Annotated in this window: 23 protein-coding genes; 7 read left to right on the forward strand and 16 right to left on the reverse strand. The window is 43.8% G+C overall.

Annotated elements, in window-relative coordinates:
- Nucleotides 1-136: 136 nt before the first annotated feature.
- Entirely contained in the window at nucleotides 137-2,359 is a 2,223-nt protein-coding gene (locus tag EL241_RS04100; protein WP_036104558.1) for a putative mucin/carbohydrate-binding domain-containing protein, read from the forward strand.
- A gap of 44 nt (nucleotides 2,360-2,403) precedes the next feature.
- On the opposite strand, the gene ilvA is transcribed toward EL241_RS04100, so the two are convergent.
- The 9 genes from ilvA to ilvD all read right to left on the reverse strand — a co-directional run bounded on the left by ilvA (nucleotide 2,404) and on the right by ilvD (nucleotide 13,389).
- Entirely contained in the window at nucleotides 2,404-3,672 is a 1,269-nt protein-coding gene (ilvA, locus tag EL241_RS04105) for a threonine ammonia-lyase IlvA (RefSeq protein ID WP_003758297.1), read from the reverse strand.
- Between the two features lie 24 nt (nucleotides 3,673-3,696).
- Complete coding sequence (leuD, locus tag EL241_RS04110; RefSeq protein WP_036104556.1) at nucleotides 3,697-4,287, reverse strand: 3-isopropylmalate dehydratase small subunit; 591 nt, start codon at nucleotides 4,285-4,287, stop codon at nucleotides 3,697-3,699.
- Complete coding sequence (leuC, locus tag EL241_RS04115; protein ID WP_036104554.1) at nucleotides 4,265-5,662, reverse strand: 3-isopropylmalate dehydratase large subunit; 1,398 nt, start codon at nucleotides 5,660-5,662, stop codon at nucleotides 4,265-4,267. The genes leuD and leuC overlap by 23 nt, the downstream gene beginning before the upstream one ends.
- A gap of 1 nt (nucleotide 5,663) precedes the next feature.
- Nucleotides 5,664-6,716, reverse strand: coding sequence for a 3-isopropylmalate dehydrogenase (gene leuB / locus EL241_RS04120; RefSeq protein WP_036104552.1), 1,053 nt, complete (start codon nucleotides 6,714-6,716; stop codon nucleotides 5,664-5,666).
- On the reverse strand, nucleotides 6,713-8,251 hold the full coding sequence (locus tag EL241_RS04125; protein ID WP_036104549.1) for a 2-isopropylmalate synthase: 1,539 nt from the start codon (nucleotides 8,249-8,251) through the stop codon (nucleotides 6,713-6,715). The genes leuB and EL241_RS04125 overlap by 4 nt, the downstream gene beginning before the upstream one ends.
- A 157-nt stretch (nucleotides 8,252-8,408) precedes the next feature.
- The gene (ilvC, locus tag EL241_RS04130) at nucleotides 8,409-9,404 is read right to left on the reverse strand and encodes a ketol-acid reductoisomerase (protein ID WP_003758309.1); all 996 of its coding nucleotides are present in this window, start codon (nucleotides 9,402-9,404) and stop codon (nucleotides 8,409-8,411) included.
- Nucleotides 9,405-9,462: 58 nt separating this feature from the next.
- Complete coding sequence (gene ilvN / locus EL241_RS04135) at nucleotides 9,463-9,954, reverse strand: acetolactate synthase small subunit (RefSeq protein WP_003758310.1); 492 nt, start codon at nucleotides 9,952-9,954, stop codon at nucleotides 9,463-9,465.
- A 1-nt stretch (nucleotide 9,955) separates the two neighbouring features.
- Nucleotides 9,956-11,671 (reverse strand): biosynthetic-type acetolactate synthase large subunit, encoded by a 1,716-nt coding sequence (gene ilvB, locus EL241_RS04140; protein ID WP_036104546.1) that lies wholly within the window; start codon nucleotides 11,669-11,671, stop codon nucleotides 9,956-9,958.
- 26 nt (nucleotides 11,672-11,697) lie between these two features.
- Complete coding sequence (gene ilvD, locus EL241_RS04145; protein WP_003758312.1) at nucleotides 11,698-13,389, reverse strand: dihydroxy-acid dehydratase; 1,692 nt, start codon at nucleotides 13,387-13,389, stop codon at nucleotides 11,698-11,700.
- A gap of 602 nt (nucleotides 13,390-13,991) precedes the next feature.
- On the opposite strand from ilvD, the gene EL241_RS04150 reads away from it, so the two are divergent.
- Nucleotides 13,992-14,525 carry a GNAT family N-acetyltransferase gene (locus tag EL241_RS04150; RefSeq protein WP_036104542.1) on the forward strand — a complete coding sequence of 178 codons (534 nt, stop codon included), beginning with the start codon at nucleotides 13,992-13,994 and terminating at the stop codon, nucleotides 14,523-14,525.
- Nucleotides 14,526-14,529: 4 nt separating this feature from the next.
- On the forward strand, nucleotides 14,530-14,973 hold the full coding sequence (locus EL241_RS04155) for a DUF6884 domain-containing protein (protein WP_126320374.1): 444 nt from the start codon (nucleotides 14,530-14,532) through the stop codon (nucleotides 14,971-14,973).
- Here EL241_RS04155 and EL241_RS13620 read toward each other — a convergent pair.
- The 3 genes from EL241_RS13620 to zwf all read right to left on the reverse strand — a co-directional run bounded on the left by EL241_RS13620 (nucleotide 14,970) and on the right by zwf (nucleotide 17,253).
- Nucleotides 14,970-15,107 (reverse strand): hypothetical protein, encoded by a 138-nt coding sequence (locus tag EL241_RS13620; protein ID WP_003758321.1) that lies wholly within the window; start codon nucleotides 15,105-15,107, stop codon nucleotides 14,970-14,972. The genes EL241_RS04155 and EL241_RS13620 overlap by 4 nt on opposite strands.
- 13 nt (nucleotides 15,108-15,120) lie before the next feature.
- Nucleotides 15,121-15,567 (reverse strand): YueI family protein, encoded by a 447-nt coding sequence (locus tag EL241_RS04160; protein ID WP_003758323.1) that lies wholly within the window; start codon nucleotides 15,565-15,567, stop codon nucleotides 15,121-15,123.
- A gap of 216 nt (nucleotides 15,568-15,783) precedes the next feature.
- Nucleotides 15,784-17,253, reverse strand: coding sequence for a glucose-6-phosphate dehydrogenase (gene zwf, locus EL241_RS04165; protein ID WP_003758325.1), 1,470 nt, complete (start codon nucleotides 17,251-17,253; stop codon nucleotides 15,784-15,786).
- A 259-nt stretch (nucleotides 17,254-17,512) separates the two neighbouring features.
- Between zwf and rnz the strand changes: the two genes are divergently transcribed.
- From rnz to dinB, 3 genes are all read left to right on the forward strand, one after another.
- Complete coding sequence (rnz, locus tag EL241_RS04170) at nucleotides 17,513-18,427, forward strand: ribonuclease Z (RefSeq protein ID WP_036104731.1); 915 nt, start codon at nucleotides 17,513-17,515, stop codon at nucleotides 18,425-18,427.
- A gap of 13 nt (nucleotides 18,428-18,440) precedes the next feature.
- Entirely contained in the window at nucleotides 18,441-19,217 is a 777-nt protein-coding gene (locus EL241_RS04175) for an SDR family NAD(P)-dependent oxidoreductase (protein WP_036104530.1), read from the forward strand.
- Nucleotides 19,218-19,305: 88 nt separating this feature from the next.
- Nucleotides 19,306-20,376, forward strand: a complete 1,071-nt coding sequence (dinB, locus tag EL241_RS04180) for a DNA polymerase IV (RefSeq protein WP_003758332.1) — start codon at nucleotides 19,306-19,308, stop codon at nucleotides 20,374-20,376.
- A gap of 38 nt (nucleotides 20,377-20,414) precedes the next feature.
- Here the strand turns inward: dinB and EL241_RS04185 are convergent, their stop codons facing one another.
- The gene (locus EL241_RS04185) at nucleotides 20,415-21,602 is read right to left on the reverse strand and encodes a toxic anion resistance protein (RefSeq protein WP_003758334.1); all 1,188 of its coding nucleotides are present in this window, start codon (nucleotides 21,600-21,602) and stop codon (nucleotides 20,415-20,417) included.
- On the reverse strand, nucleotides 21,589-22,239 hold the full coding sequence (locus tag EL241_RS04190) for a 5-bromo-4-chloroindolyl phosphate hydrolysis family protein (protein WP_036104728.1): 651 nt from the start codon (nucleotides 22,237-22,239) through the stop codon (nucleotides 21,589-21,591). Before EL241_RS04190 ends, EL241_RS04185 begins: the two co-directional genes overlap by 14 nt.
- Nucleotides 22,240-22,439: 200 nt before the next feature.
- Between EL241_RS04190 and EL241_RS04195 the strand changes: the two genes are divergently transcribed.
- Nucleotides 22,440-22,982 (forward strand): NUDIX domain-containing protein, encoded by a 543-nt coding sequence (locus tag EL241_RS04195; protein ID WP_003758337.1) that lies wholly within the window; start codon nucleotides 22,440-22,442, stop codon nucleotides 22,980-22,982.
- 115 nt (nucleotides 22,983-23,097) lie between these two features.
- Here the strand turns inward: EL241_RS04195 and EL241_RS04200 are convergent, their stop codons facing one another.
- Nucleotides 23,098-24,102: an NAD(P)/FAD-dependent oxidoreductase gene (locus EL241_RS04200; RefSeq protein WP_036107196.1), complete on the reverse strand. Its 1,005-nt coding sequence runs from the start codon at nucleotides 24,100-24,102 to the stop codon at nucleotides 23,098-23,100.
- Nucleotides 24,083-24,925: an ABC transporter ATP-binding protein gene (locus tag EL241_RS04205; RefSeq protein WP_050777022.1), complete on the reverse strand. Its 843-nt coding sequence runs from the start codon at nucleotides 24,923-24,925 to the stop codon at nucleotides 24,083-24,085. The genes EL241_RS04200 and EL241_RS04205 overlap by 20 nt, the downstream gene beginning before the upstream one ends.
- Nucleotides 24,926-24,948: the final 23 nt, after the last annotated feature.

A 24,948-nucleotide genomic window follows, 5' to 3' on the forward strand; every position in this document is an offset into this window, starting at 1 on the left:
TTGTTTTAAATAAAGAGATTTGATTAAAACAGTTAGTTTTTAATTATAATACAGATTTTTAAAGAACACCACCCAGTTTTCCTAACAAATCTTGAATTTTATTGTATAGTAAAGGTATAGAAAAGGAGGAATAGAAATGAAAAAAACGGGATTTTTCTTAGTAATAGTTAGTGTGTTGCTTGTATGTATCGGCAGTATGCAAGCAGAAGCCAAAGAAACAGGGAAGAAAGATGTATTCAGTATTCAAGAACCAACTTGGATTTTTAAAGCGGGAATGAGTAAAGGAAAGAACCATGATCGTCAAGATCTAGGCTTTATTTTACGAGAAAACACAGTCTTGAAAGTCCGCCAAGCTAATCCAGCTTATAAGCAGTCATTGACGGTCCGGCTTTTAGGAAATGATTCAGCAACCGAAAAATCGGTAAAAGTCGGCAGTGATTGGACGACGGTTAGTGGAACGGAAGCACTTGTTCCTTTTGTCGACACGCCTTATGGCGAGTCAGGTGCTCAGCTGGAATATGAGGTAGATAGTGAGCAGACACAGAAGCCGCTTCCTGTTTATGCATATCATGGCGATGCGGAAACCTTTTTTCAAACATGGGACGATAAGGATGGAAATTATGCGTTGATCAAAGGGAAAGATTTTCAACTACTTATCCCGAAGCGAGATAAAAATGCAGTTCGCAATCTCAAAGATTATGCTTCCTTAGATGAATTAATAGCGCATTATCAAGATTTATTTGCCTATTATAATCAAATTGCTGGTTTCGATGATAGTTCTGCGGTTAATAAAAATGGCAGCAATCGCTACTTTTTAAAAGCGGATAGTCATGGTGCAGGGGGCGCCTATTATGGCGGTAATTGGACGGCCAATAGCTACGCAACGACAGATATGTGGCTGACAAAGGTAGATTGGGCAACGCTTCATGAGATCGCTCATGGCTATCAAGCCGGTTTCGATGGACAAGGCATGTATACAGGGGAAGTTTCCAATAACTTATTCGGTGTCCAATACCAATATGAAAAATATGGGAAAAAAGCAGATCAAATCGGCTGGCTCTTTAATTACGGGAAAAAAGAAGCGGTAGAGAAAAATCTGTATACGAAATTGGTCAAACAAGACGGAACATATGGCTCTGTAGATCTACGCGAAAAGTTGATTTTGCTGACGATGTTGAAACAAAAAGCTGGAAATGAAGCTTTTACTAAGATGTACCAAGGATATCGAGAGCTTGCCAATCAGAATGGTTTCAGCAAAACGGATTACCCACTGCCAGATTTGCTAAATCGCTACTACAGCGAAACAAGTAAACAAGACTTTACACCCGTTTTGCAACGGTGGGGGCTAGTACTAGCAGATGATCAAGCTGTTAAAAACCGCGCAAAATCCTATCCAGCAATAGCTTCACTCGCTGATATCATACCGGAGAGCAAATTAGCTAGTGCACGCACTCTAGTAGATCCGACAATATTGATCAATTCTAATTTTGAAATGGTACAGAATAAGGATATCGCTTCCTTAGGATTAAAAGGAGATCTGAGTATCCAATTAAAAGCGGAGGATGTAAAGGCGCTAAATGGAGCAAAACTGCAGCTCAAAGACGGGACAAAAATGATCGCGGAGCAAACTGTGGAAGGAGAGACACTAGACTTTAAACAAGTGCCAAATGGTATTTATACTGTAACGTTCATAGGGAAAGAAGTCGCTCCATATATTGCTGATACGCATTATGTTTATGTGAAAGAAGCCCAAAATGATGCGAAGATCTCACTTGAAAAGATAAACATCAGTAAATTAGCAAATCAAAGCATCCAACTCCTAGGACTAGGCGATGCCAAATTCGCGACTTTTACGACGAATCGAAACGATGATTCCGCCACGCTCGATGTTACTGCTGAAAAACCGCATAGTTATTACAGCGGGGAAACTTATGCGAAAGTGGTCGTCAAAGATGCAGCAGGAATGACACGTTATGAAAAGACGATGGAGGGAACTGGAACAAAGGTTGGAAAAGATTCGTTTCCTTTCAAAGAAGGGGACATCGTGGAAATCTATCATGCCGAGACAAAAAATCGTCTTCGCTCGTCTGAGTCTATTATCGATAAAGCAACAAAGACGAATACGCTGGTAATGACGAAATGGGGACTGCGCAATAAAACACTTGCCAATGATCCTCAGGAAGATCTCATCGTTAAAATCAAGGCAGAAGGAACAAGGCTTTTAAATGACGCTGATTTGAAGGATGTGCCATTTGCTGAATCCGAGGCAAAGAAACAGCTTCTACAGGCGATCCAATTGTTAGATGAGCCGAATAGAACGGTCTATCTCGATAACTATCAAGCGCTCTTTTCGGAATAATAAAGTACTAAAAAAGGTAGCAACCTCAGCAGTTGCTACCTTTTTTAAACCAATAAACCATACAGCATGTGATTTTCATTAATGGCGATAAAGCTGGGATCAAAGGCTTCTACTCGTTTCAGTAAGTCGGGATATTCCTGTTTATATTTCAAAAGTACCCCGATGATCACAGGGCCATTCCCGCGATTTACTTTCTTCGTGTATTCAAATTTGGTAATGTCATCTTCAGGACCTAGGACCTCGTTGACGAATTCTTTTAATGCCCCTGGACGCTGCGGAAAGTTGACAATAAAGTAATGCTTGAGTCCTTCAAATAAGAGCGAACGTTCTTCGATTTCCTGCATCCGATTGATATCATTATTACCACCACTGACGACGCAGACGACTGTTTTACCTTTGATCTTGTCACGATAATGATTCAAGGCAGCTACGGATAAAGCACCAGCTGGTTCCGCAACGATCGCTTGTTTGGAATAGAGATCCAAGATCGTGCTGCATACTTCGCCTTCCGGTACGTCGATCACATCGTCCACCAATGTCTTGACATGGAGAAAATTACGCTCGCCGACCTGTTTGACGGCAGCACCGTCTACAAATTTATCGATCTGTTCTAAACAAACGACATGGTCTTGTTCAAGAGCAGCTGCCATAGAAGGAGCTCCGCTTGGTTCGACACCGATGATTTTAGTGGAAGGGCTGGTGGATTTCAAATAAGCACTTATCCCGCTGATCAGACCGCCACCACCGATTCCGGCAAACACAAAATCTGCAGCGTTGTTTTCGTTTGTCAGATCTTCTAGCATTTCCACAGCCAATGTGCCTTGACCAGCAATCACATTAGCATCGTCAAAAGGAGGGATGATAGTTTTCTGATTGTCATTAGCGAAACGGACAGCTGCTTTAGAGGAAGCGTCAAAAGTATCGCCGATCAGTTCGACGGTAACTTCTGTACCGCCAAAAAATGTGACTTGATCGATTTTTTGTTTTGGTGTAGTGGTAGGCATAAAAATGGTTGCCGGGACTTTGAGCTGATTGCATGTGTAAGCAACACCTTGCGCATGGTTGCCGGCACTAGCACATACTACTCCATTTGCTAATTGCGCGGCTGTCAATTGCTTGATCGCATAATAAGCGCCGCGGATCTTGAAAGAACGCACCTGCTGCTGATCTTCTCGCTTTAAGTAAACATGACAATCATATTTTTGTGATAAATAAAAATCATATTCCAATGGTGTATGACGTACCACTGATTTGAGTGTATCATACGCAGCTAAGACATCTTCTTTCGTGACCAATAAGTCCACTAATTCCATTCCTATCACAACCTTTTTTTGATTTCAGACCTGTTCATATGTGTTGATTTTTGCTTCATATGCCGTGATGTTATCGATATACTGCATCGTGATGGCGATATCGTCCAAACCTTCGATAAATTTATTTTTCCAAGTCGGATCGATCTCAAAGTCATAAGTTTTACCTGCTGCGATCACTTGCTGGTTCGGAAGGTCGATCGTGATCGATTCTTCTGCACCAAGTTTGGCAAGATGATCACGTGACGCTTGGGAAAGTGAGATTGGCAAAACACCATTCTTTGTGCAGTTCATGTAAAAGATATCGCTGTAGCTCCCGGCGATAATGACTTTGAAACCATAATCCAAGAGTGCCCAAGCAGCATGTTCCCGAGAGGAACCACAACCAAAATTGTCTCCAGTTATCAGGATCGTTGCCTCTTTGCGGTTGGGTTCGTTGAGTGGGAAATCCGGATTAGGTTTTCGATTAGCTAAATAGCGCCACTCATCGAATAAAAATTCGCCAAAACCAGTCCGTTCGATTCGCTTTAAGAAATTTTTCGGAATGATTTGATCCGTATCGATATTATCATACATCAGCGCGACCGTTTTTCCATTATGCACCTTGATTGCTTCCATTTAGAATCCCCTCCTCGCGAATATTGACAAAATGACCATGAATGGCGGCAGCTGCTGCCATAGCTGGCGATACAAGATGTGTGCGTGCACCTTTTCCTTGCCGTCCTTCGAAATTCCGGTTGGAAGTGGACGCGCAGTGGACGCCATCCGGGACTTGATCGGGATTCATTCCTAGACACATGGAACAGCCAGGCTCACGCCATTCAAAACCAGCATCTTTAAAGATCTTATCCAGACCACTTTTCTCAGCGAGTGTACGTACTTGTCTGGAACCGGGAACGACGAGTGCGCGAATGCCTTCTTTTACTTTTTTCCCAGCAACGATACGGGCGGCTTCTTCCAAATCGGAAAGCCTTGCGTTCGTGCAGGAACCAATAAACACATAGCCAAGTTCGATATCTTCTGCCCGTTGTCCGGGTTTTAGCCCCATATAGTCATAGGCGCGTTCGTAGTTGCTGTCCTTAATAGGGGGGAAAGCGCTAGAATAAGGAACTCCCATTTCTGGATTGGTTCCCCAAGTCACATACGGCTCGAGTTTGCTGACATCGACTTCGAGGTGCAGATCATAGGTAGCATCTTCATCCGTATAGAACGCTTGCCAATCTTGAATAGCCGCGTCAAAATCGCTTGGTGCATATTCACGACCTTTGACATATTCGAAAGTGGTTTGATCCGGTGCCATCAATCCGACTTTAGCACCGCCTTCAATCGCCATATTGCAGATCGTCATCCGTTCTTCCATAGTCAGCGCTTCGATTGCTTCCCCGTAATACTCAACGGCATATCCGGTTCCGAATGAAACGCCGTAAGTAGCGATCAAATGGAGAATGATATCTTTCGCATAGACACCTTTTGGAAGTTTACCGGTGATCTCGATTCCCATGTTTTTAGGTTTCTGTTGCCAGATCGTTTGGGTGGCAAAGACGTGTTCCACTTCACTGGAGCCGATCCCAAAGCCGATCGCGCCAAAAGCGCCGTGCGTCGCAGTGTGAGAATCACCGCAGACAATCAGTTTGCCAGGCTGGGTCAAACCAGTTTCCGGACCGACCATGTGGACGATTCCTTGGCGTTCACTACCGACATCAGCTAGTCGTACCCCGAATTCTTCGCAGTTTTTCTGTAATGCTTCGATTTGTTTTTTAGAAACAAGATCATGGATGTTGAAAATATCTTCTGTCGGCACATTATGATCCATCGTGGCAAAAGTCCGATCTGGTCGTCTGACAGGTCTGTTTTCCATACGCAATCCTTCAAAGGCTTGGGGAGAAGTAACTTCATGGATCAAATGCAGATCGACGTATAATAATTGTGGTTCACCTTCTTTTCCATATATGACATGGCGATCCCAAAGTTTGTCAAAAAGCGTTTGTCCCATTTTAGTTTCCTCCTTTTAATTTATTTTGAATGGCATTGGTAAAAGTACTGGTAGAAGCATCTCCTCCTAAATCACGAGTGAGGATGCCTGCCTTCATTACTGCTTCTGCGGCTTCGTCTAATCTTTTACTTGCTTGATGCTCGCCAAATGATTGGCGGAGCATCAAGGAAATGGAGCTGATCATCGACATCGGATTGGCGATGTCTTGTCCGGCGATATCAGGAGCGGATCCATGGATCGGTTCGTAAAGCGAAGGACCTTGCTCCGCATGACTGGCAGAAGGGAGCAGACCGAGCGATCCGGTAATGACAGAAGCTTCGTCGCTTAAAATATCGCCAAACAGATTTTCTGTGACGATCACGTCGAATGCGGTCGGCTTTTGGATCAGTAGCATTGCTGCTGCATCAACGTAAAGATGTTCTAATGTAACTGTCGGATAATCAGCAGCAACTTCATTCGCAGTTTCCCGCCATAATTTGCTACTGGCAAGCACATTGGCTTTATCGACAGAAGTTACCTTTTGTTTTCGCGTTTTCGCGATCTCAAATGCTTGGATCAAAATACGTTGGATTTCCTTCTTGGAGTAGTTGAGCGTGTCGGTGGCATGTGTTTCCTCCAAAACTTTTGGTTCGCCAAAATACAGACCACCTGTCAGTTCGCGGACAACGATAAAATCACTGCCAGAGACGATTTCTGCTTTAAGTGGTGAAAGTGCAGCGATCGAATCGGGAACTTGGATGGGGCGAATGTTTGCAAATAAACCAAGTGCTTTACGTAGGGCAAGCAGACCGCTTTCGGGGCGCTCGCTGGCGTTATCCCATTTTGGACCGCCAATCGCTCCCAGCAAGATGGCATCTGCTTGCCGGCAAGCAGCGAGTGTTTCTTTTGGAAGTGGCACACCAGTTGCATCGATCGCTGCTCCGCCGAAGAGGAATTTTTCGATCTGATAATCAAGTTCGAAATCTGCTTGAATGGTTTGGAGGAGAGAAAGGGCACTTTCCATGATCTCCGGACCAATGCCATCTCCAGCCAACACGACGATTTTCTTAGTCATGCTTCTTTTACCTCCTCTTGCGATGCGACTGTCTGACCTACTTTGCCGACTGCCTGTAGATAAGCTTTCGCACTGGCGGTCAGGACGTCATAGTCGATGCCGATCCCGTGTAGCTGACGACCATTCGTTGTCTCAATAATGACATGGACTTCTGCTTGGGCGTCTTGCCCTGCGGAAATGGATTGAATACGGTAATCAGAGAGGGTAACTGTTTGATTGGTAAGGCGATTGATCGCGTTATAGATCGCTTCGATACTTCCCGAACCAGTCGCAGCATCTTCGGCAATCTTGCCAGTTGCGTCTTTAATACGAAGCACCGCTGCTTGAATGCCATTTGTAACATATTGGATCTGCATGTGTTCCAATTCAAAGGGTTTATCTGCTTCTTGCGATTCCCCTAAAACAAGTGCATGGATGTCTTCTTCGGTAACCTGTTTTTTGGCATCAGCCAGTTGTTTAAAGCGTTTGAACAAGCGCGATTGTTCTTCGGCTGTGATCTCATAGCCAAGTTCTGCCAGCTTTGTTTGGAAAGCGTGCTTGCCAGATAGTTTGCCGAGTGGCAAGGAATTCTTTTCTACACCGACGAGAGCGGGAGTGATGATTTCATACGTATCGGGATTTTTAAGGACGCCATCTTGATGGATTCCGGATTCATGTGCATAAGCATTGCCGCCGATAACTGCTTTGTTTTTCGGAACAGGAAGGCCGGAAAGACGACTGACGAGATCGCTTGTCGTTTTAAATTGATTGAGTGTGATAGTTGTTTCTGCTTGATAAAAATCTTTCCGAATATGCAGGGCAACAGCAACTTCTTCAAGTGCCGTATTACCAGCTCGTTCACCAATACCGTTGATCGTTGCTTCCACACGGGTCGCACCGTTTTCAATCGCTGCTAGCGAGTTCGCAACTGCCATACCGAGATCATCGTGGCAGTGGCAGGAGAAGGTGACAGCATCAAATTCAGGAATCGCTGCTCTGAGTTCGCGGAACAGTTGGCCGAATTCAGTAGGGTTAGTATAGCCGACGGTATCCGGGATATTGATGACTTTTGCGCCAGCCGTGATCGCCGTCTGTACAGCTTCGATCAGGAAACTGCGGTCTGTTCGAGTGGCATCTTCCGGTGAAAACTGGACGATCTCAAATTGTTTGGCTGCATAGCGGACATGGTGATCGATCGATGCCAGTACTTCCGCTCGCGACATTTTTAGTTTGTATTTCATGTGAACGTCGCTGGTGGCTAGGAAAATATGGATCTGCGGGGCATACGCATTTTGCAGCGCTTCGGCGACGCGGTCGATATCCCTTTCCACACAACGAGCAAGCCCTGTTACGGCTGTTGTTTTGATTTGATCAGCAATTGCTTTGACACATTCAAAATCACCAGGAGAGGAAATCGGGAATCCCGCTTCGATACAATCGATGCCTAGTTTTTCGAGTTGTAAGGCGATTCTTATTTTCTCCTTTACATCAAAATTAACGCCAGGTGTTTGTTCGCCATCTCTCAGAGTTGTGTCAAAAAACTGGACCTTTTTCATTCGATTTCACCTCTTCATTAGTATTGTAGATACAAAAAACACGTTGTTTTTGTTATCAGTTATAGGCATTGGACTGGCAAAAACCCATAACTGATAACAAAAAGCAGGGAAGAGCTCTGCTGCTGCAGAGGTTCCCAAGCTAGATGCTTTTTAACAATTATTTTCTTGGATTTACGAACGGCATCATTTCGCGGAGATTTTTGCCGACTGCTTCGATTTGATGACCTTGCTGTTCTTTGCGCATTCGGTGAAATTCTTTGAAGCCGTTTTTATTGTCATCGATAAACGATTTGGCAAAATTACCATTTTGGATATCCGTCAATACTTCTTTCATCGCTTTCTTCGTATCGCTGGTCACGATGCGTGGACCGGATACATAGTCGCCATATTCTGCTGTATTGGAGATCGAATAGCGCATTTTTTCCATACCGCCTTCGTACATCAGGTCTACGATCAGTTTCATCTCATGCAGTACTTCGAAGTAAGCGAGTTCCGGTTGATAGCCTGCTTCTACAAGTGTTTCAAAGCCTGCTTGGATAAGGTGAGTGGCACCGCCGCATAGGACAGCTTGTTCACCGAATAGATCCGTTTCTGTTTCTTCTTTGAAAGTTGTTTCGATAACGCCGGCACGTGTAGCTCCGATTCCTTTGGCATAAGAAAGGGCGAGGTCCTGCGCTTTGCCAGTGGCATCTTGGTGGACGGCGAAGAGGGAAGGGACGGCACCGCCTTCTACAAAGGTACGTCTTACTAGATGTCCGGGGCCTTTTGGTGCAACTAGGAAAACATCTACATCTGTAGGAGGTTTGATCACATCAAAATGGATGTTGAAACCATGGGCGAAAACAATGGCATTTCCTGCTTCCAAGTTTGGGCTGATTTCTTTTTCGTATGTATCTCCTTGGATTTCGTCTGGTAGAAGGATCATGATGACATCTGCTTGTTTACTCGCTTCGGCAACGGAGTAAACATCGAAGCCGTCGTTTTTCGCACTTTCTTTAGAACGTCCTTCGCGGATACCGATGATAACGTCATTGCCATTGTCACGCAGGTTTTGCGAATGCGCATGTCCTTGTGATCCATAACCGATAACGGCAACTTTTTTCCCCGTTAGTGCATTTTCTTTTACAGCATCTTCATAATATACTTTTGTCATTTTCCTAACCTCCAACGTTTGATATCTATTTCAGAAAGCAGATGCTCTCAGTGAAATCTCAACTATTTTTTTTACTGCTGCGGGTAAACCCGGTCACGCCTGTTCGTGCTAATTGCTTGATGCCATATGGTTTGACTGTATCGACAAACGCATCGACTTTTTCACTTGTGCCGCTGACTTGGACTACGATGTTTTTGGTGCCAACATCGATGATCGTAGCGCGGAAAGGCTCGATCACCGCATTTAATTCCGAGCGGAGCGGGGCAGGTGCATTTAATTTTACTAATGCCAGCTCTCGTTCGATATGCGGGTCATCTGTAATATCGCTGACTTTCAAGACATCGATTTGTTTGTTGAGCTGTTTCGTTACTTGTTCGATCTCATAGAGTGAGTCGACATGAACAACGATCGTGATTCGTGAGATATTTTCTTCTTCTGTCCAGCCAACAGAGATACTGTCGATGTTGTATTGCCGGCGGGAAATAACGCCGGTGATCCTGTTTAGCACGCCGGAAGAATTATTCACAGTAGCAGTGATGATACGGCGCATCTTATTCGACTCCTTCCATTTGATGGTTTGGTTTTCCACTTGGCACCATCGGCAGCACTTGCTCGTCCCCAGGGATCTCAACATCGATAACTGCCGGACCTGTTTGTAGGAATACTTTTTTCAAATCGTTTTCGATCGTTTCTGGATTCGTAAAACGATAGCCTTTTACGCCATAGGCTTCTGCTAATTTAACAAAATCCGGTTGACTGTCGAAAATCGAATGGGAGTAACGTTCCCCGTGGAATTTGGTTTGCCATTGCCGGACCATACCAAGCGAATGATTGTTCAAAATCACGACTTTGACGTTGATCCCATATCCAGCAAGGATCGCGAGTTCTTGATTGGTCATTTGGAAACCACCATCGCCAACAAAAGCGACGACTGTTTTTTCTGGGAAGGCGAGTTGTGCGCCTACTGCTGCCGGGAAGCCAAAGCCCATAGTACCGAGGCCACCGCTAGTGATGATCTGATGATCAAATTGGAACGGATAAAACTGCGCCACCCACATTTGGTGCTGTCCGACATCGGTCGCGACCAATGCTTCGCCGCGTGTGATCTCGCCAATGATCTCAATAACGCGCTGCGGTTTGATCTGTGTCTTGGTGTTGCGGTCATAAGAGAAGGGATGCCGATTTTTACGCGTTGTATTAAGCTTATGCCAATGCGAGAAGTCGAAAGCTTCTGTTACTTGGATGGCAAGCAGTGCTTCTAATGTAGCCCGGATATCAGCTACGATCGGGATCTGCGTTTCAATGATTTTCCCGATCTCGGCCGGATCGATATCGACATGAGCGATCACGGCGTTTGGTGCAAATTCTTTTGGTGCACTGGCCAAGCGATCATCAAAGCGGGAACCGAAATTGATCAGCAGGTCGCAGTCGGTAAGGGCCATATTTGCTGCATAAGAGCCGTGCATACCTCCCATTCCCAAGAACAATTCGTGATGATTAGGAAAACTACCTAGGCCGAGCAGTGTGTTGACAACTGGGATATCATAGCGTTCTGCAAATTCCAACAGTTCTGCTGTTGCTTTGGAGTGATTGACTCCCGCGCCAGCCAAGATCAATGGCTTTTTAGCAGCTAAGATCGCTTGTGCTAATTTTTCGACTTGCAATAGATTCGGAATGTAGGTTGGCTGATAGCCTGGTAGTTTGATCGTATCGGGATGCACGGTATCTGTTTCAGCGATTCCGAGATCTTTAGGGATATCTACTACTACAGGTCCTTTTCGGCCGGTATTCGCAATGTGGAATGCTTCATTGACGATACGTGGCAGTTCTTTGATATCTCTGACTTGATAATTATATTTGGTGATAGGAATCGTCAGTCCGATCATATCTGCTTCTTGGAAAGCATCTTTCCCGATACCGGGTGTATGCACTTGACCGGTAAAAACGACTAGTGGAATCGAATCACTCATGGCATCAGCGATTCCTGTCAATACGTTTGTAGCACCGGGGCCGCTGGTAACGACAACCACACCTGGTTTGCCTGTCACCCGCGCATATCCTTCTGCTGCATGGACGGCGCCTTGCTCATGCCGTGTTAGGATGTGGGGGAAATTACTTTTGTAAAAGGCATCATAGATAGGTAGGACCGCGCCGCCGGGATAGCCGAAAACCATTTCAACATCCTGCTTTTTCAGGGCATCGATAAAGAGTTCGGCTCCTGATTTTGTCTGACTTGCTTGTGTTGTTGCTGCTCTTTGTGTAACCAATTTCCTCACCTCTTTGTCGTTATTGATCAATCTATCAAATCTTCTGGGATCTGCATAACACCACCAGTATGTGCTGATGTCACGAGAGCCGTATATCTTGCTAGATAACCAGTTTTCACTTTTGCTTTGAATTTTGGAACATCTTTCTTGCGGGCTTCTAATTCTTCATCGGAAACTTCTACATTCAGTGTCCGGTTGGGAAGGTCGATCGTAATGATGTCGCCGTCGTTGATAAGACCGATCGGACCGCCAGCTGCTGCTTCGGGAGAAACATGTCCGACTGCAATACCACGCGTTGCACCTGAGAAGCGTCCGTCTGTGATCAGTGCCACGTCTTTACCTAATCCGCGTCCTACGATACTAGAAGTAGGAGCGAGCATTTCCGGCATTCCTGGACCGCCTTTTGGACCTTCATAGCGGATCACGACGACATGACCTTCCTGAACGGTATGGTTATCGATTGCTTCGACTGCTTCGTCATGTGTGCTGAAGCAGATCGCTTCGCCGCGAAAGACTTTTACAGAAGGATCCACACCGCCGACTTTGATTGCAGCACCCTTTGGCGCAATATTTCCGAAGAGGATGGAAAGACCGCCGACTGGGCTGTAGGGATCTTCCTTTGGATGAATGACTTGTTCATTTATGATGACAGCATCTTCCACATTCTCGCGGATCGTTTTCCCAGTGACGGTGATGCGGTCGGGATGGATCGCTCCGCCAAGATCGACAAGTTCTTTGATGATTGCCGATACACCGCCTGCTTCATGAACATCATGCATGGAATAAGCAGAAGAAGGAGCGATTTTGGAAAGATAAGGGACGCGTTTTGCAATATCATTGATGCGATCCAGTTCGTAATCGATTCCTGCTTCGTTTGCAAGTGCCAGTGTATGCAGCACGGTATTGGTCGAACCTCCCATTGCCATGTCTAAGGCAAATGCGTCATCGATCGCATCTTTCGTAACGATATCTTTAGGACGAATATCTTTTTTCACGAGATCCATCAAGTGGAAAGCAGATTTTCGGATCAATTCGCGCCGATCATCGGATACTGCCAGTGTTGTCCCGTTTCCCGGAAGTGCTAAACCGAGGATCTCCATTAGACAGTTCATAGAGTTGGCTGTAAACATCCCGGCACAAGAGCCGCATGTCGGACAGGCATTTGCTTCCATATCGAGAAAGTCTTCTTGAGAGATACTTCCTTCTTTAAAGGCACCAACTGCTTCAAACATCGAAGAAAGGGTCAATGCTTTCCCATGTGCAGATAATCCTGCTTTCATCGGGCCTCCGGAACAAAAGATAGCTGGTACGTTGGTTCTAACGGATGCGAGTAGCATGCCGGGTGTGATCTTGTCGCAGTTCGGAATATAGAAAACACCATCGAACCAGTGAGCGTTGATAACCGTTTCCGCTGCATCCGCGATGATTTCCCGGCTTGGAAGGGAATAGCGCATTCCAATATGTCCCATTGCGATCCCATCATCTACGCCGATCGTATTGAATTCGAAGGGGATACCCCCGGCTTCGCGGATCGCTTCTTTCGCTACATCTGCCAGCTCCCGCAAATGGACATGTCCTGGAACGATGTCGATATAGGAATTACAGATGGCGATAAATGGCTTATTCATATCACCAGAACTTTTGATTTGGCCGGTTGCTCTCAGCAGACTGCGCGCTGGAGCCTGATCGACACCTTTTTTGATTTTGTCACTTCGCATAACGTACCCCTCATTTCTTTATTAATTATCCTTGTGAATGCTGAATATTTAGAAAAAACAAACTATTGATTCTAGTACCTGCTAATAAAAAAGCACCCCAATTTGTCAAAAACAAAATGGGATGCTTTGTAAGAATCCCATTAATCATAAACAGGACTCAAACAACTGTTAAATCAAACAGTATGTTCATAGCCCTGTCAGCGTAATAAAATTGTAATGACTAGATTTGCCTTTTTCATGATCTCGTACCCCTTTAATCATAATGGAATTCTAAATTATCGATTTTGATTTCAGCGATCACTTATGTGTGCCAAGTGATGTTAGTATTAATATATACGTCTGCCTAAGGAAAGTCAACAGCTAATTTTGGATTTTTCTATCAATTCAAGCAATTCTGCTAAATAGGGAGGATAATGATTTTTAGTACCTGGTACTATATCTTTGCTATAACTAACTTGTAATCGCTTACAAAAATAAAAGGTCAACTAAATAGTCTGAATAATTTTATTTTTTGAAAATGACCTTTATTTTACTTTTGAAACGATATCCGTTACTATCGGAATAGGATTCTTATTAAAATTTACAGATAGAAGGCAACCAATATGGACCATATTATTGAAACAGATAGATTACTGTTGATCACGTATTCATTAGAAATGATTCGGGCAACGATCGAGGGACCAGAGGCTTTGGAAGAAATAACAGGTTATGAAGTCTCACGAGATTGGCCGGGGATCGATTTTTTCTTTTATTTACCTTATGTATTAGAAAACGTAGAAAAAAAACCGGCGATGACGAGATGGACCAAATTAGTCGTCTTAAAAGAAGCGAAAATGATCATTGGTGAGATCGGAGGGCAAGGTGATCCTGATGAAACAGGGGAGATCGAGCTGGGCTACAGTATCGTACCCGCGTATCAAAATCAAGGTTACATGTCGGAAGCAATCGCAGCATTATTGAATTGGCTCTTGCAGGAACCGGTGATCCACAAAATCTTTGCACGCTGCTATGCAACTAACCAAGCATCCATCCAAGTATTGCGGCACAATCATTTTACCTATATGGAAGGTCAAGACGTCAATGAACCGGTAGGGAAAGTGTTGCGCTGGGAATATTTGCGTGAAAAGGGGGAATGACAGCATGATGATTATTCCGTCGGGGAAACCAAAGATCTGGGATAAACAACCTGAAAAAGGTCCAGTTCCAGCAAAAGAAGCCTATACAGGAACCTTTCATCGATTATGCCGGGGCTATGCCGAAATGTTGGGAGAAAGTTATTTGATCTTATCGCCGAAGTACGGCTTTTTGAAACCTGATGATTTGGTAACGGGAAGTTATGATGTGCGCTTTGATTATAATGGTGTCAATGCAGAAACGATCTCACTGCCGGAACTGCAGGCAGGTTGGAAGCAGCTAGAAATCAATCAAGAAGTAATAGTGATGTTGGGCGGGAAAAAATTTATTCGTTTATTGGAGAAAACTGCACCAGAACAGCAGTTTGTTTTTCCGCTGGTCGGAGCGCGAGGAATAGGGGAAATGCAGCAGATGCTGAAAGAAGCCATTCGAAAACAGCGCCCGCTTTAGATTTGCGAAAGAATGAAGAGCGCTGCAGTGATCAAAAGGAAGAGGACACCGTATTCGAAGTTGCGGCGGATAAAGAGATACAGTGCTTGAAGCAGCATCAGTATCGCGAGGGCTTTCACAATAATGGCTAACATACATAATTCCTTCCTAATCTTTTTTCAAAAGGTCTTGTACTTTTTGTAAAAAAGATTTTTTTTGTTCTTCTTCTTTTTCTGGCAAGTCAGCAGTGTTTTCACTAAGGAAGATCGTTTCCTTATCGACTGCTTCTGTTGCAGTCAATACCAAATAAACATCTGTTTCCTCTGCTTTGCGCGTTACAAGGGAAAAAGCATGATGATATTTTTCAGCGAGGTGGATATACGGACGTAAGTAATCATACGATAATTGACTATTTAAGAGTAATCTCGCCTGTGGATCTGCCTGCATTGCTTGTTTGATTTCCTCAAAAAACTTGCCGGCTAGCACATCTTCTTTATGCATTGCCAGAATCACACGTTCGCGATAAGTACCGAGAAATTTTTTCTTTTCCTCAGGATTGATCTCTTTCGCGCCGTACATTCCTTTTTCTAAGTAATCTTCTACGTTTTCAGCCATGGATGGACCTCCTGATTGCTCTTTTTTTCATTTTAACATGAGAACGGAGTGATTTGAAAATAAAAAACGATTTGCCAGACAAACGCTCAGTTTCGATTCACGCCTCATAAGCGCCCAAGCATTCGACTTTGTCTAGGATCTGATCGTTATGTAGGCAAGTTGGAAATAATATTTATCTTCAAAAAAAAGCTTGAACCCAAAGGCTCAAGCTTTTTTTTATTTATCAAACCATTTAAAGCCGTCACGGGCAAGCAATTCATCCGCTGCTTTTGGTCCGGTAGAACCGGATGCATAATTTGGGAACTCGGGTGTTTCTTTATTCCATTCCTCGATAACATGATCGACTAGATTCCATGAGGTCGAAACTTCATCCCAATGCGAGAAGTAAGTAGCGTCGCCACGTAAGCTGTCTAAGATCAGTTTTTCGTATGCTTCTGGAATAGGCGAGCCATCTGGAGAAGTATGGCTGTAATCCAATTGGATCGGCATACTTTCCATGCCACCGCCTGGCTTCTTCGCATTCAAGTAAAGGTAGATGCCTTCGTCAGGCTGTACATTGATCACAAGCGTGTTGCCTGCTAATGATTCATCGCCGAACAAGTGATGCGGATTCTTTTTAAATTCGATCGCGATTTGGGTGGCTTTCTTATTAAGACGTTTACCAGAACGAATATAGAAAGGAACACCGGCCCAACGATCGTTATCGACCATTAGTTTCGCCGCTACAAATGTATCAGTGGTAGACGCAGAGTCAACGTTTTTGTCATCGCGGTAGGATTCTAAAGTTTCGCCGTCCACTTCTCCAGCGCCATATTGACCGCGGACAAAGTTTTCTGCCACTTCTTTGCCTTCATAAACTCGAAGCGAACGAAGCGCCCGCACTTTTTCATTGCGGATATCTTCTGTTGTTAGATCGATTGGCGGGTTCATTGCGAGCAGTGAGACGATTTGCAACGTATGGTTTTGGATCATATCACGAATCGCGCCACTTTCATCATAATAGCGTCCGCGTTCTTCTACGCCCAATGTTTCCGTCAAGGATACTTGGATATTGGCAATATACTTATTGTTCCAGACCGCATTTAAAAGCGGATTCGCGAAACGAAGTACAGGAATGTTCTGCACTAATTCTTTGCCTAAATAATGATCGATGCGATAGATTTCATTTTCATTAAAAGCAAGGCGAAGACTATCATTTAATTCCTTCGCGCTCTCTAGATCATGGCCGAATGGCTTTTCGATGATCAAACGGTGGAAGCCCTCCGTATCAACAAAACCTTCTGATTGGATTCGACTCGCGATCGTTCCGAAGAAATTCGGTGCCATCGCTAAGTAAAATAATCGGTTGCCTTCTAATTGATATTTTTCATCCAACTTTTCAGAAAGATTTTTTAGCTTCACGTAAGATTCGCGATTGGTCACGTCATGGGATTGATAATAGAAATGAGAAGCAAATGCTTCAGCGTCTTTTTCTGAGCCTTCAATGTCTTGAATCGATTCCGTTACTTTTTGCCGGAAAAAATCGTCACTCCATTCTCTCCGTGCCGTCCCGATAACCGCAAAATGCTCCTTTAGATAGCCTTTTCTGAAAAGGTGATAAAGAGAAGGGTAAAGTTTCCGATTTGCTAAATCCCCTGTACCACCAAATATAGTAATTAAAGCTTTTTGTTCTAACTTGTCTGCCATACTTTATTTACCCTCTTTCTTGTCCCTATAGGTCTTATTTATGAAATCAGCCAGAAGTTGATTACGCATTTTAAATGATGAGTAAAAAACTCACCAGTAGTTCCATATTATTTTAGCCGTTAATAAGAGTTTGTGCAAATGATTGAACCGCAGAGCGAAGATTTTATCTTCTGAAGCCAGAGAGAGACTTGTTTTTCCAATCATACATGAAAATGTGATAAAATGGATCTATGAAGCTGAAAGAAAGGACAAAATCATTATGGAACTCATATTTCTTGGAACGGGGGCAGGACTTCCTTCCAAAAGCAGAAATGTTACCTCGATCGCATTATCACTTTTAGATGAGCGGAAATCGATTTGGCTGTTTGATTGCGGAGAAGCAACGCAACATCAAATCTTAAAAAGCACGATCAAATTGAGTAAATTAGAAAAAATATTCATTACCCATATGCACGGCGATCATATTTTCGGATTGCCAGGACTTCTCAGCAGTCGCTCGTTTCAGGGCAAGGAGAAGCCAATCACGATTTACGGACCAAAAGGGATTCAAGAATATGTAGAGAGTGCACTGCGGCTCAGTGGCACACACTTATCGTATACCATCACTTTTGAAGAAATTGAGCCGGGCCTGCTTTTCGATGACGACACATTTTCCGTCAGCTGCGATCAGCTTGATCACGGGATTGCTAGCTATGGCTATCGGATCGTCCAAAAAGACAAGCCAGGGGCGTTATATGCCGAAAAACTACAGGAGATCGGCGTGCCACCGGGACCGATTTTTCAAGCAATCAAAAAAGGCGAATCTGTGGAATTGGAAGATGGCAGAACGATCGATGGCAGCGATTATATCGGCCCCTCGCAAGCTGGCAAGATCATTGCGATCTATGGGGATACCAGACAAATACCGGCAAGTCTAGAACTAGGGAAAAATGCGGATGTGATTGTTCATGAAGCTACTTTTGAAGCAGGATTAGAAAAGTTGGCGCATGAATATATGCATTCCACGACGCATCAAGCTGCCGAACTGGCGAAAAAAACCGGAGCAAAACGACTTATCATCACGCACATCAGTGCACGCTATGATAAGGAAGGAAGCGGACAATTACTTGAAGAAGCGCGCAGCCTTTTCCCAGAAACTGAACTAGCTAATGACTTTAGCCGCTTTACGATATAGAAAGGATGTTTTGATGAGACCAATCGTCATTATTACGGGGGCGTCCAGTGGACTAGGTTGGGAAATCGCCACCCAAGCAGCAGAAAAAGGCTATCAACCAGTTTTGCTAGCACGCCGCAAGGACAAACTGGAATCGCTGGCAGAAGAGATCCAAAAGCGATATGCAGTCGATTGTCCTGTTTATTCGCTTGATATGACCGATAGAGAAGCGGTGGGAGAAATAGCTGCTGACCTATTAGTCACTTATCCACCAGACATACTTGTCAATTGTGCTGGTTTTGGCTTATTTGAAGAATTTGCTGCTATTCCATTTGCAACGATCGAGAAGATGTTCGCGACCAATGTACAAGGATTGATGCAGCTGACGCAATTGTTTTTGCCAGCCATGCAGGAGCGCAAGTCGGGGCATATCATCAATATCGCCTCCCAGGCAGGCAAGATCGCGACCCCAAAATCGGCCGTTTATTCTGCGACTAAGTATGCGGTCCTCGGTTTTTCCAACGCCTTGCGGATGGAATTAGCACCGGAAAACATCTATGTCACCACCGTTAATCCCGGCCCCATCGCTACTAATTTTTTCGATATTGCGGATTCGTCAGGCAACTATTTAAAAAGTGTCGGGTTCCTCGTTCTCGATCCGAAAAAAGTAGCGCATAAGATCGTCTCGATTTTCGGAAAGAAAAAACGTGAGATAAACTTACCCTTTGCCATGAATATCGGTACGCGGATATACCAAATAATGCCAAGCTTAATCGAAGTCTTAGGAAAACGTGCATTTATGAAAAAGTAAGAAGCTCTTGCAAAGTAGCTTCTTTTCTTTTTGGAGAAAATATGATAAACTAAAATAGAACAAATGTTCTTTTTAGGAGGCGGCGCTTATGGATACAAGTCGGAAGATTATTCATATTGATATGGATGCTTTTTATGCATCTATTGAACAGCGAGATCATCCTGAATATCGCGGCAAACCGCTTATCATCGGGGGAGATCCGAATAAACGCGGGGTCGTGTCTACTTGTTCTTATGAAGCACGAAAATTCGGCGTGCATTCTGCCATGCCGACCAAACAAGCAGTCAAACTTTGCCCACAAGGTATTTTTATTCATGGAAATATGTCGCATTATGTCGAAGTTTCTAATCAGATCAGGGCCATTTTCCACCGTTACACCGACTTGATCGAGCCTTTATCGTTGGATGAGGCTTACTTAGATGTCACGGATAATAAAGTAGGAATGAAATCTGCGACTTACCTTGCACAAGATATCCAGCGAACGATTTTTAGAGAGCTTGGTCTTACTGCTTCAGCAGGAGTTTCTTATAATAAATTTATCGCCAAGATCGCTTCTGATTATCATAAACCGCATGGTATTACCGTGGTGCCACCGGAAGAAGCAGAAGCTTTTCTGGAAGGGATCCCGATCACGAAATTCTATGGCGTAGGGAAGGTCACAGCAGAGAAACTGCATCGTCTGGGTATATACACAGGCGCAGATCTAAAAGCCTGGAGCGAATGGGATCTGCTGCGGGAACTGAATAAACATGGCTACCAATTATACCGTCACGTCCGTGGGCAATCTAGCAACATTGTCAACCCAAATCGCGATCGGAAATCCGTTGGTAAGGAAACCACTTTTGAAAAAGATGTTTGGGATGAAATAATGATTCAACGCTATTTAAGGAAATTCGCCGCGCAGATCTCGGAGCGTTTGCAAAAAATCCATAAAAACGGTAAAACAGTCGTTCTTAAAATTCGCTACCGCGATTTTACGACCTATACGAGAAGGTTGACGCTCAGTGAATATGTCAACGATTCGGAGGCCATCTTCCAAGCAGGAAAAGCATTACTCAATGCCAGCTATAGCGGGGAAGAGAGTATCCGGCTGATTGGCCTCACCGTCACAAATCTCAAACCTGTGTATTATGAAAATTTACGATTAGAAGGCATATAAAAACCCGTTATCACTCACGCAGAGGATAACGGGTTTTATTATTTCATTTCAATAAGGCGTTCTTTCAATTCTTGTTCCATCGAAATCAATTCTTTTTCAGCTGCTACACGTTTTTGGCGGCCTTCTTGCTGAATCTTCAATGTTTCCTGCAATGTTTCGATCAAACTTGTTTGCGTTTCTTTCAATGTTTCAATGTCGACAATGCCACGTTCGTTTTCACGGGCAGTTTCAATGGCATTTGTTTTCAACATATCCGCATTACGTTTCAAGAGTTCGTTCGTTGTTTCGGAAACTTTGCGCTGTGCTTGGACGGCCTGTTGTTGTCTTAATAGAGTAAGAGCGATCGCAACTTGGTTTTTCCATAGTGGAATAGCATTCATGATAGAGGATTGGATCTTTTCTGCCAACGCTTGGTTCGTATTTTGGATCAAACGGATCTGTGGCGCTTGCTGAATCGTGATTTGGCGACTTAATTTCAAGTCATATACACGTTTATCAAGGCGGTCGGCAAATTGAGTAAGGTCATTGACGTCTTGATACGCCATTTGATCTCCAGTATCTTCAGCTTTTTTACGTAGTTCCGGAATCAATGTCTTGTTGATTTCTTCTAATTTGAGTTCTCCGGCAGCGATATAGATGTTAAGCGCTTGGAAGTAATCTTTATTTTTGTCATAAAGTTGTTCTAAAAAGGAGTTGTCCTCAATCAATCGTTTTTTGGCATGTTCCAATTTCAACGCGATGCGGTCGATTTGGGTGCCGATTTTTTGGTATTTAGAAGTAATCTCATTGACGGATTGTTTCACACGGTGAAAGACTTTCGTAAAAATATTGCGGTTTCTTGCAGCTAGTTCGTCCGGATCTGCTTCTTGAAGACGATACATTAGGTCGCTGATGATCTCTCCGATCGGTCCGACATCTTGTTTTTGTACGTGGTTCAACATCGAATGCGAAAAATCATGCAGTTTTGCTTGGGCCGGCGCACCATAGCTCAAAATCGCGGATTGGTTACCAGGTTCAATTTGTTTGGCCAATTCTTGTGCTTGCTGTTTATTACGTTCAGAGAGCATATCAACTAGACGCTCAGCTGGTTCATTTTCAGAATTCGTGATCGCTGTTTCGGATGTTTTAGCCTCTCCGAAGGGATTAGCGAGTAGATCATCTAGTGTTTGATTAATTTCTTTTTCTAATACTTGGTCTTTTTCATTCGTAGGGTCAGTTTGAGTCATGTCGCGTTTCTCCTTCCATTTTTTGTTTTTGTCTCGAAATAGAATTCTTCGCGACTTCCAGTTCAAAATCCAAGCTGTTCACATCTCGTTTGAGTAGCTGGAATAAATCTTTTTCGATAACGCGGCTCAAATCATTCAGCAATGTTCTTGTATCCGATAACGTTTGATAGATTTTTTTGTCTTTAACGGGTTGTCTTTCTAAGAAGGCATATTTTTCCGTCAATTCTACTAAAGAGTCAAGGTGAGAGAAGAAGAAATCTTCTGTTTCATAGAAACGTTTTGGATTTTCCTTGACGATGCCGTAGATCCGTTTCGTGAGCTGGAGTGTTTTATTTCTTTCTTGAAAAGAATACAGATTTTTATTTTGATTCATGATTTTTTGTAGGCGCAAGATCTTGGTACGCCCCTCTTCTAAATTTGTCCGAATGTATTTATATTCTTTTTTCTTGAGACCGGTCGTGATCTCCCTTGCTTTGTCGCCAGCACGTGAAGAGAAGAAGAAGAGAACAACTGCGGCGACTATTACGATGATACCCGTAAGCAAGCCGTTGGAAAAAATCGTATCTATGATCGCACCAATTATGGAAACAATAATAATGGAGCCTAAGAACGCCAGGATTTTTTTAAAATATGTCATCATTTATCTACTCCTTCAATGTACTTATATGTCCGTTAGCCGAACAAATCGCATTATATTTATCTATACCCTGTTAGGAAAACTTTTATTGCTATAATCATACCATAATTTTAGTAAAGTGTTTATCCGTCGAAGGACGTAAATTACTCTAAGACTCGCAATATGATATACTTTGAGAAAATGAAAGCAGGTGGAGATGCGTGAGGTCTTTAGAAGAAAAAACAATTTCGGAAACAACTATTTATAAAGGAAAGATAATCGACTTAACAGTAGCAGATGTCTTGCTTCCCGATGGTAATCAAGCGAAACGGGAATTGGTCAAACACCCAGGGGCAGTAGCGATCATTCCAGTTATAGACGATAAATTAGTTTTAGTCGAACAATTTCGCAAACCATTGGAAAAAACGATCATCGAGATTCCGGCTGGCAAATTAGAGCCGGAAGAAGATAGGATAGAAGCTGCGAAACGAGAATTAGAGGAAGAAACCGGATACCAAACTGATGACTTGGCATATGTAACGTCATTTGCCTCCTCGCCGGGGTTTGCCGACGAAGTACTGCATGTTTACGTTGCCAAAAAATTGAAAAAAGCCGACGATCCACTTGCAAAAGATGAGGATGAATTTATCAATGTGGTCGAAGTTTCTTTAGAAGAAGCAAAGCAATTGATAGAGACAGGAAATATTTTTGATGTAAAAACAATGTATGCGGTGCAGTATTTGGAGTTGGAACAGTATAGATGAAAAACAGATCGAGTCGTCTTTCCATGTAAATACTAGATACTAACAAAGAAGAATCGCTTGAAAATACCATTTTTAAAAATGGATTCAAGCGATTCTTTTATTAATCGATTTTTTTTCACGACAAATGCATAAACTTCTCATGGTGCGTACTAACCATTGCTTCATTCGCTGCATCCGGTTCTAAAAATCTTTTTGCGCTATTAACAGCGATCGGACCTTCGTGAAAACCGGCAGCGATGATCCGGATCTTGCGGGGATAAATGGCCACGTCGCCGCAAGCATAAATACCAGGGACGGTGGTGGCCATAGTTTCGTCTACTACGATACCGTATTCTTCGGTTTGGAAGCCCCAGTCGTGCATGGTACCGATATCGATCTTTACGCCGTGATTCACGAACACAGCTGCTGCTGGTAATTGGAAAGAAGTACTGGTTTGTTTACAAAACAGCGTTACACCTTCTAACTGGCCATTTTCACCATAAAGCGACTGGATCTCATGCTGAACTAGGACGTTAACATTGGAAGCGCGCAATTCTTGGACACGCCGTTCGTGGCCTCGGAAATCTTCTCCGCGGTAAACGAGATGGACTTTTGCAGCGATGTCTTCCAGCATTCGTGCCCAATCCATTGCCGCGTCGCCTCCGCCGGAAACAATCACTTCTTGTCCGCGGAAAGCTTCTAAATCACGCACATGATAGTGGATAGCAGTTTCAAAGCTGTCTGCGTTCTCTACTTCTAGCTGATTGACGATATAGGTTCCGCTGCCTACTGCGATCAAAACCGTTTTGCTGTAATGTGTTGTTCTAGTATTATCCGTTAATTCAAAAGTACCGTCTGCCAGACGTTTGAGATCAATGACTTTCGCGTTATAGCAGATCTCAGGTTCAAATGTTTCGGCTTGTTCTTTTAAGCCATTGACAAAATCGCTGCCACGTATTTCCGGAATGCCACCGATGTCATGGATGAGTTTCTCTGGATAGAAGTAGCGGACTTTGCCGCCTACATCTGGTTCTGCTTCGATTATTTTCGTTTTCATTGCCCGTAGGCCGCTATAAAAGGAGGCAAAAAGGCCTACCGGGCCGCCTCCGATAATGGTGATGTCAAACAATTCCTTGGACAAGATTGGTTACCCCTCCCGCAGCTTCTTTGATTTCGCAGCCGTTACATGTTTCATATGGCAGGCAGAGTGGGACCCCGCTGCGAGGATCGATCAAAATATCTGCCTTGATGTTGAATACCGATTCAAGTGTACTTTCTGTCATCACTGTCGCAGGTGTGCCGGATGCAAAGACACCACCGTCTTTGATGGCGATCATATGATCTGCATAGCGGGAAGCATGATTCAGATCGTGGACGATCATAACGATCGTACGCTTCTCGACCTCATTAAGCTGTTTTAACAAGTTAAGGACATCTAGCTGATGCGTCATATCGAGGAAGGTGGTTGGCTCATCAAGGAACAGCACATCTGTTTCTTGGGCGACCGCCATTGCGATCCAAGCACGTTGCCTTTGTCCGCCCGATAAGTTCTCGATCGGATCATCGGCAAAATCCAACAGATTAGTGACTCGTAGGGCCCAGAAAACCTTGTCTCGATCTTCTTGGCTCATTGGTTTGAAGCTGCTTTGATGAGGTGCTCTGCCGTAAGAAACCAGTTCAAATACGGTCAGACCGTCTGGAGCAGAAGGGTTTTGCGGTAAGATCGCGATCTCCTTAGCCAATTCTTTGGTAGATTGGCGGTGGATTTTCTTTCCATCTAATAGTACGCTGCCTTTACTTGGTTTCATCAAGCGCGACAATGTCTTTAATATAGTAGATTTCCCGCAACCGTTGGCACCGACAAGCGCCGTGATTTTTCCTTTAGGGATTTCTATGTTCAAGTCATGGATAATGACACGTTTATCGTAAGAAATTTCGAGATTTTCGGTATAGAGATTTTTCACAGGGCATCGCTCCAGTATATAGT

The sequence above is a fragment of the Listeria grayi genome (assembly GCF_900638015.1).
Lineage (GTDB): Bacteria > Bacillota > Bacilli > Lactobacillales > Listeriaceae > Listeria > Listeria grayi.

Excerpts from the sequence above, each read along its gene's own strand:
- dinB (WP_003758332.1), top strand. The coding sequence starts at position 19,306 with ATGGATACAAGTCGGAAGATTATTCATATTGATATGGATGCTTTTTAT.
- ilvC (WP_003758309.1), bottom strand. The coding sequence starts at position 9,404 with ATGACAAAAGTATATTATGAAGATGCTGTAAAAGAAAATGCACTAACG.
- EL241_RS04125 (WP_036104549.1), bottom strand. The coding sequence starts at position 8,251 with ATGAAAAAGGTCCAGTTTTTTGACACAACTCTGAGAGATGGCGAACAA.
- leuB (WP_036104552.1), bottom strand. The coding sequence starts at position 6,716 with ATGACTAAGAAAATCGTCGTGTTGGCTGGAGATGGCATTGGTCCGGAG.
- EL241_RS13620 (WP_003758321.1), bottom strand. The coding sequence starts at position 15,107 with ATGTTAGCCATTATTGTGAAAGCCCTCGCGATACTGATGCTGCTTCAA.
- EL241_RS04150 (WP_036104542.1), top strand. The coding sequence starts at position 13,992 with ATGGACCATATTATTGAAACAGATAGATTACTGTTGATCACGTATTCA.
- rnz (WP_036104731.1), top strand. The coding sequence starts at position 17,513 with ATGGAACTCATATTTCTTGGAACGGGGGCAGGACTTCCTTCCAAAAGC.
- ilvA (WP_003758297.1), bottom strand. The coding sequence starts at position 3,672 with ATGGAATTAGTGGACTTATTGGTCACGAAAGAAGATGTCTTAGCTGCG.
- EL241_RS04100 (WP_036104558.1), top strand. The coding sequence starts at position 137 with ATGAAAAAAACGGGATTTTTCTTAGTAATAGTTAGTGTGTTGCTTGTA.
- leuD (WP_036104556.1), bottom strand. The coding sequence starts at position 4,287 with ATGGAAGCAATCAAGGTGCATAATGGAAAAACGGTCGCGCTGATGTAT.
- EL241_RS04190 (WP_036104728.1), bottom strand. The coding sequence starts at position 22,239 with ATGACATATTTTAAAAAAATCCTGGCGTTCTTAGGCTCCATTATTATT.
- ilvN (WP_003758310.1), bottom strand. The coding sequence starts at position 9,954 with ATGCGCCGTATCATCACTGCTACTGTGAATAATTCTTCCGGCGTGCTA.
- zwf (WP_003758325.1), bottom strand. The coding sequence starts at position 17,253 with ATGGCAGACAAGTTAGAACAAAAAGCTTTAATTACTATATTTGGTGGT.
- EL241_RS04160 (WP_003758323.1), bottom strand. The coding sequence starts at position 15,567 with ATGGCTGAAAACGTAGAAGATTACTTAGAAAAAGGAATGTACGGCGCG.
- leuC (WP_036104554.1), bottom strand. The coding sequence starts at position 5,662 with ATGGGACAAACGCTTTTTGACAAACTTTGGGATCGCCATGTCATATAT.
- EL241_RS04175 (WP_036104530.1), top strand. The coding sequence starts at position 18,441 with ATGAGACCAATCGTCATTATTACGGGGGCGTCCAGTGGACTAGGTTGG.
- EL241_RS04155 (WP_126320374.1), top strand. The coding sequence starts at position 14,530 with ATGATGATTATTCCGTCGGGGAAACCAAAGATCTGGGATAAACAACCT.
- EL241_RS04185 (WP_003758334.1), bottom strand. The coding sequence starts at position 21,602 with ATGACTCAAACTGACCCTACGAATGAAAAAGACCAAGTATTAGAAAAA.
- ilvD (WP_003758312.1), bottom strand. The coding sequence starts at position 13,389 with ATGCGAAGTGACAAAATCAAAAAAGGTGTCGATCAGGCTCCAGCGCGC.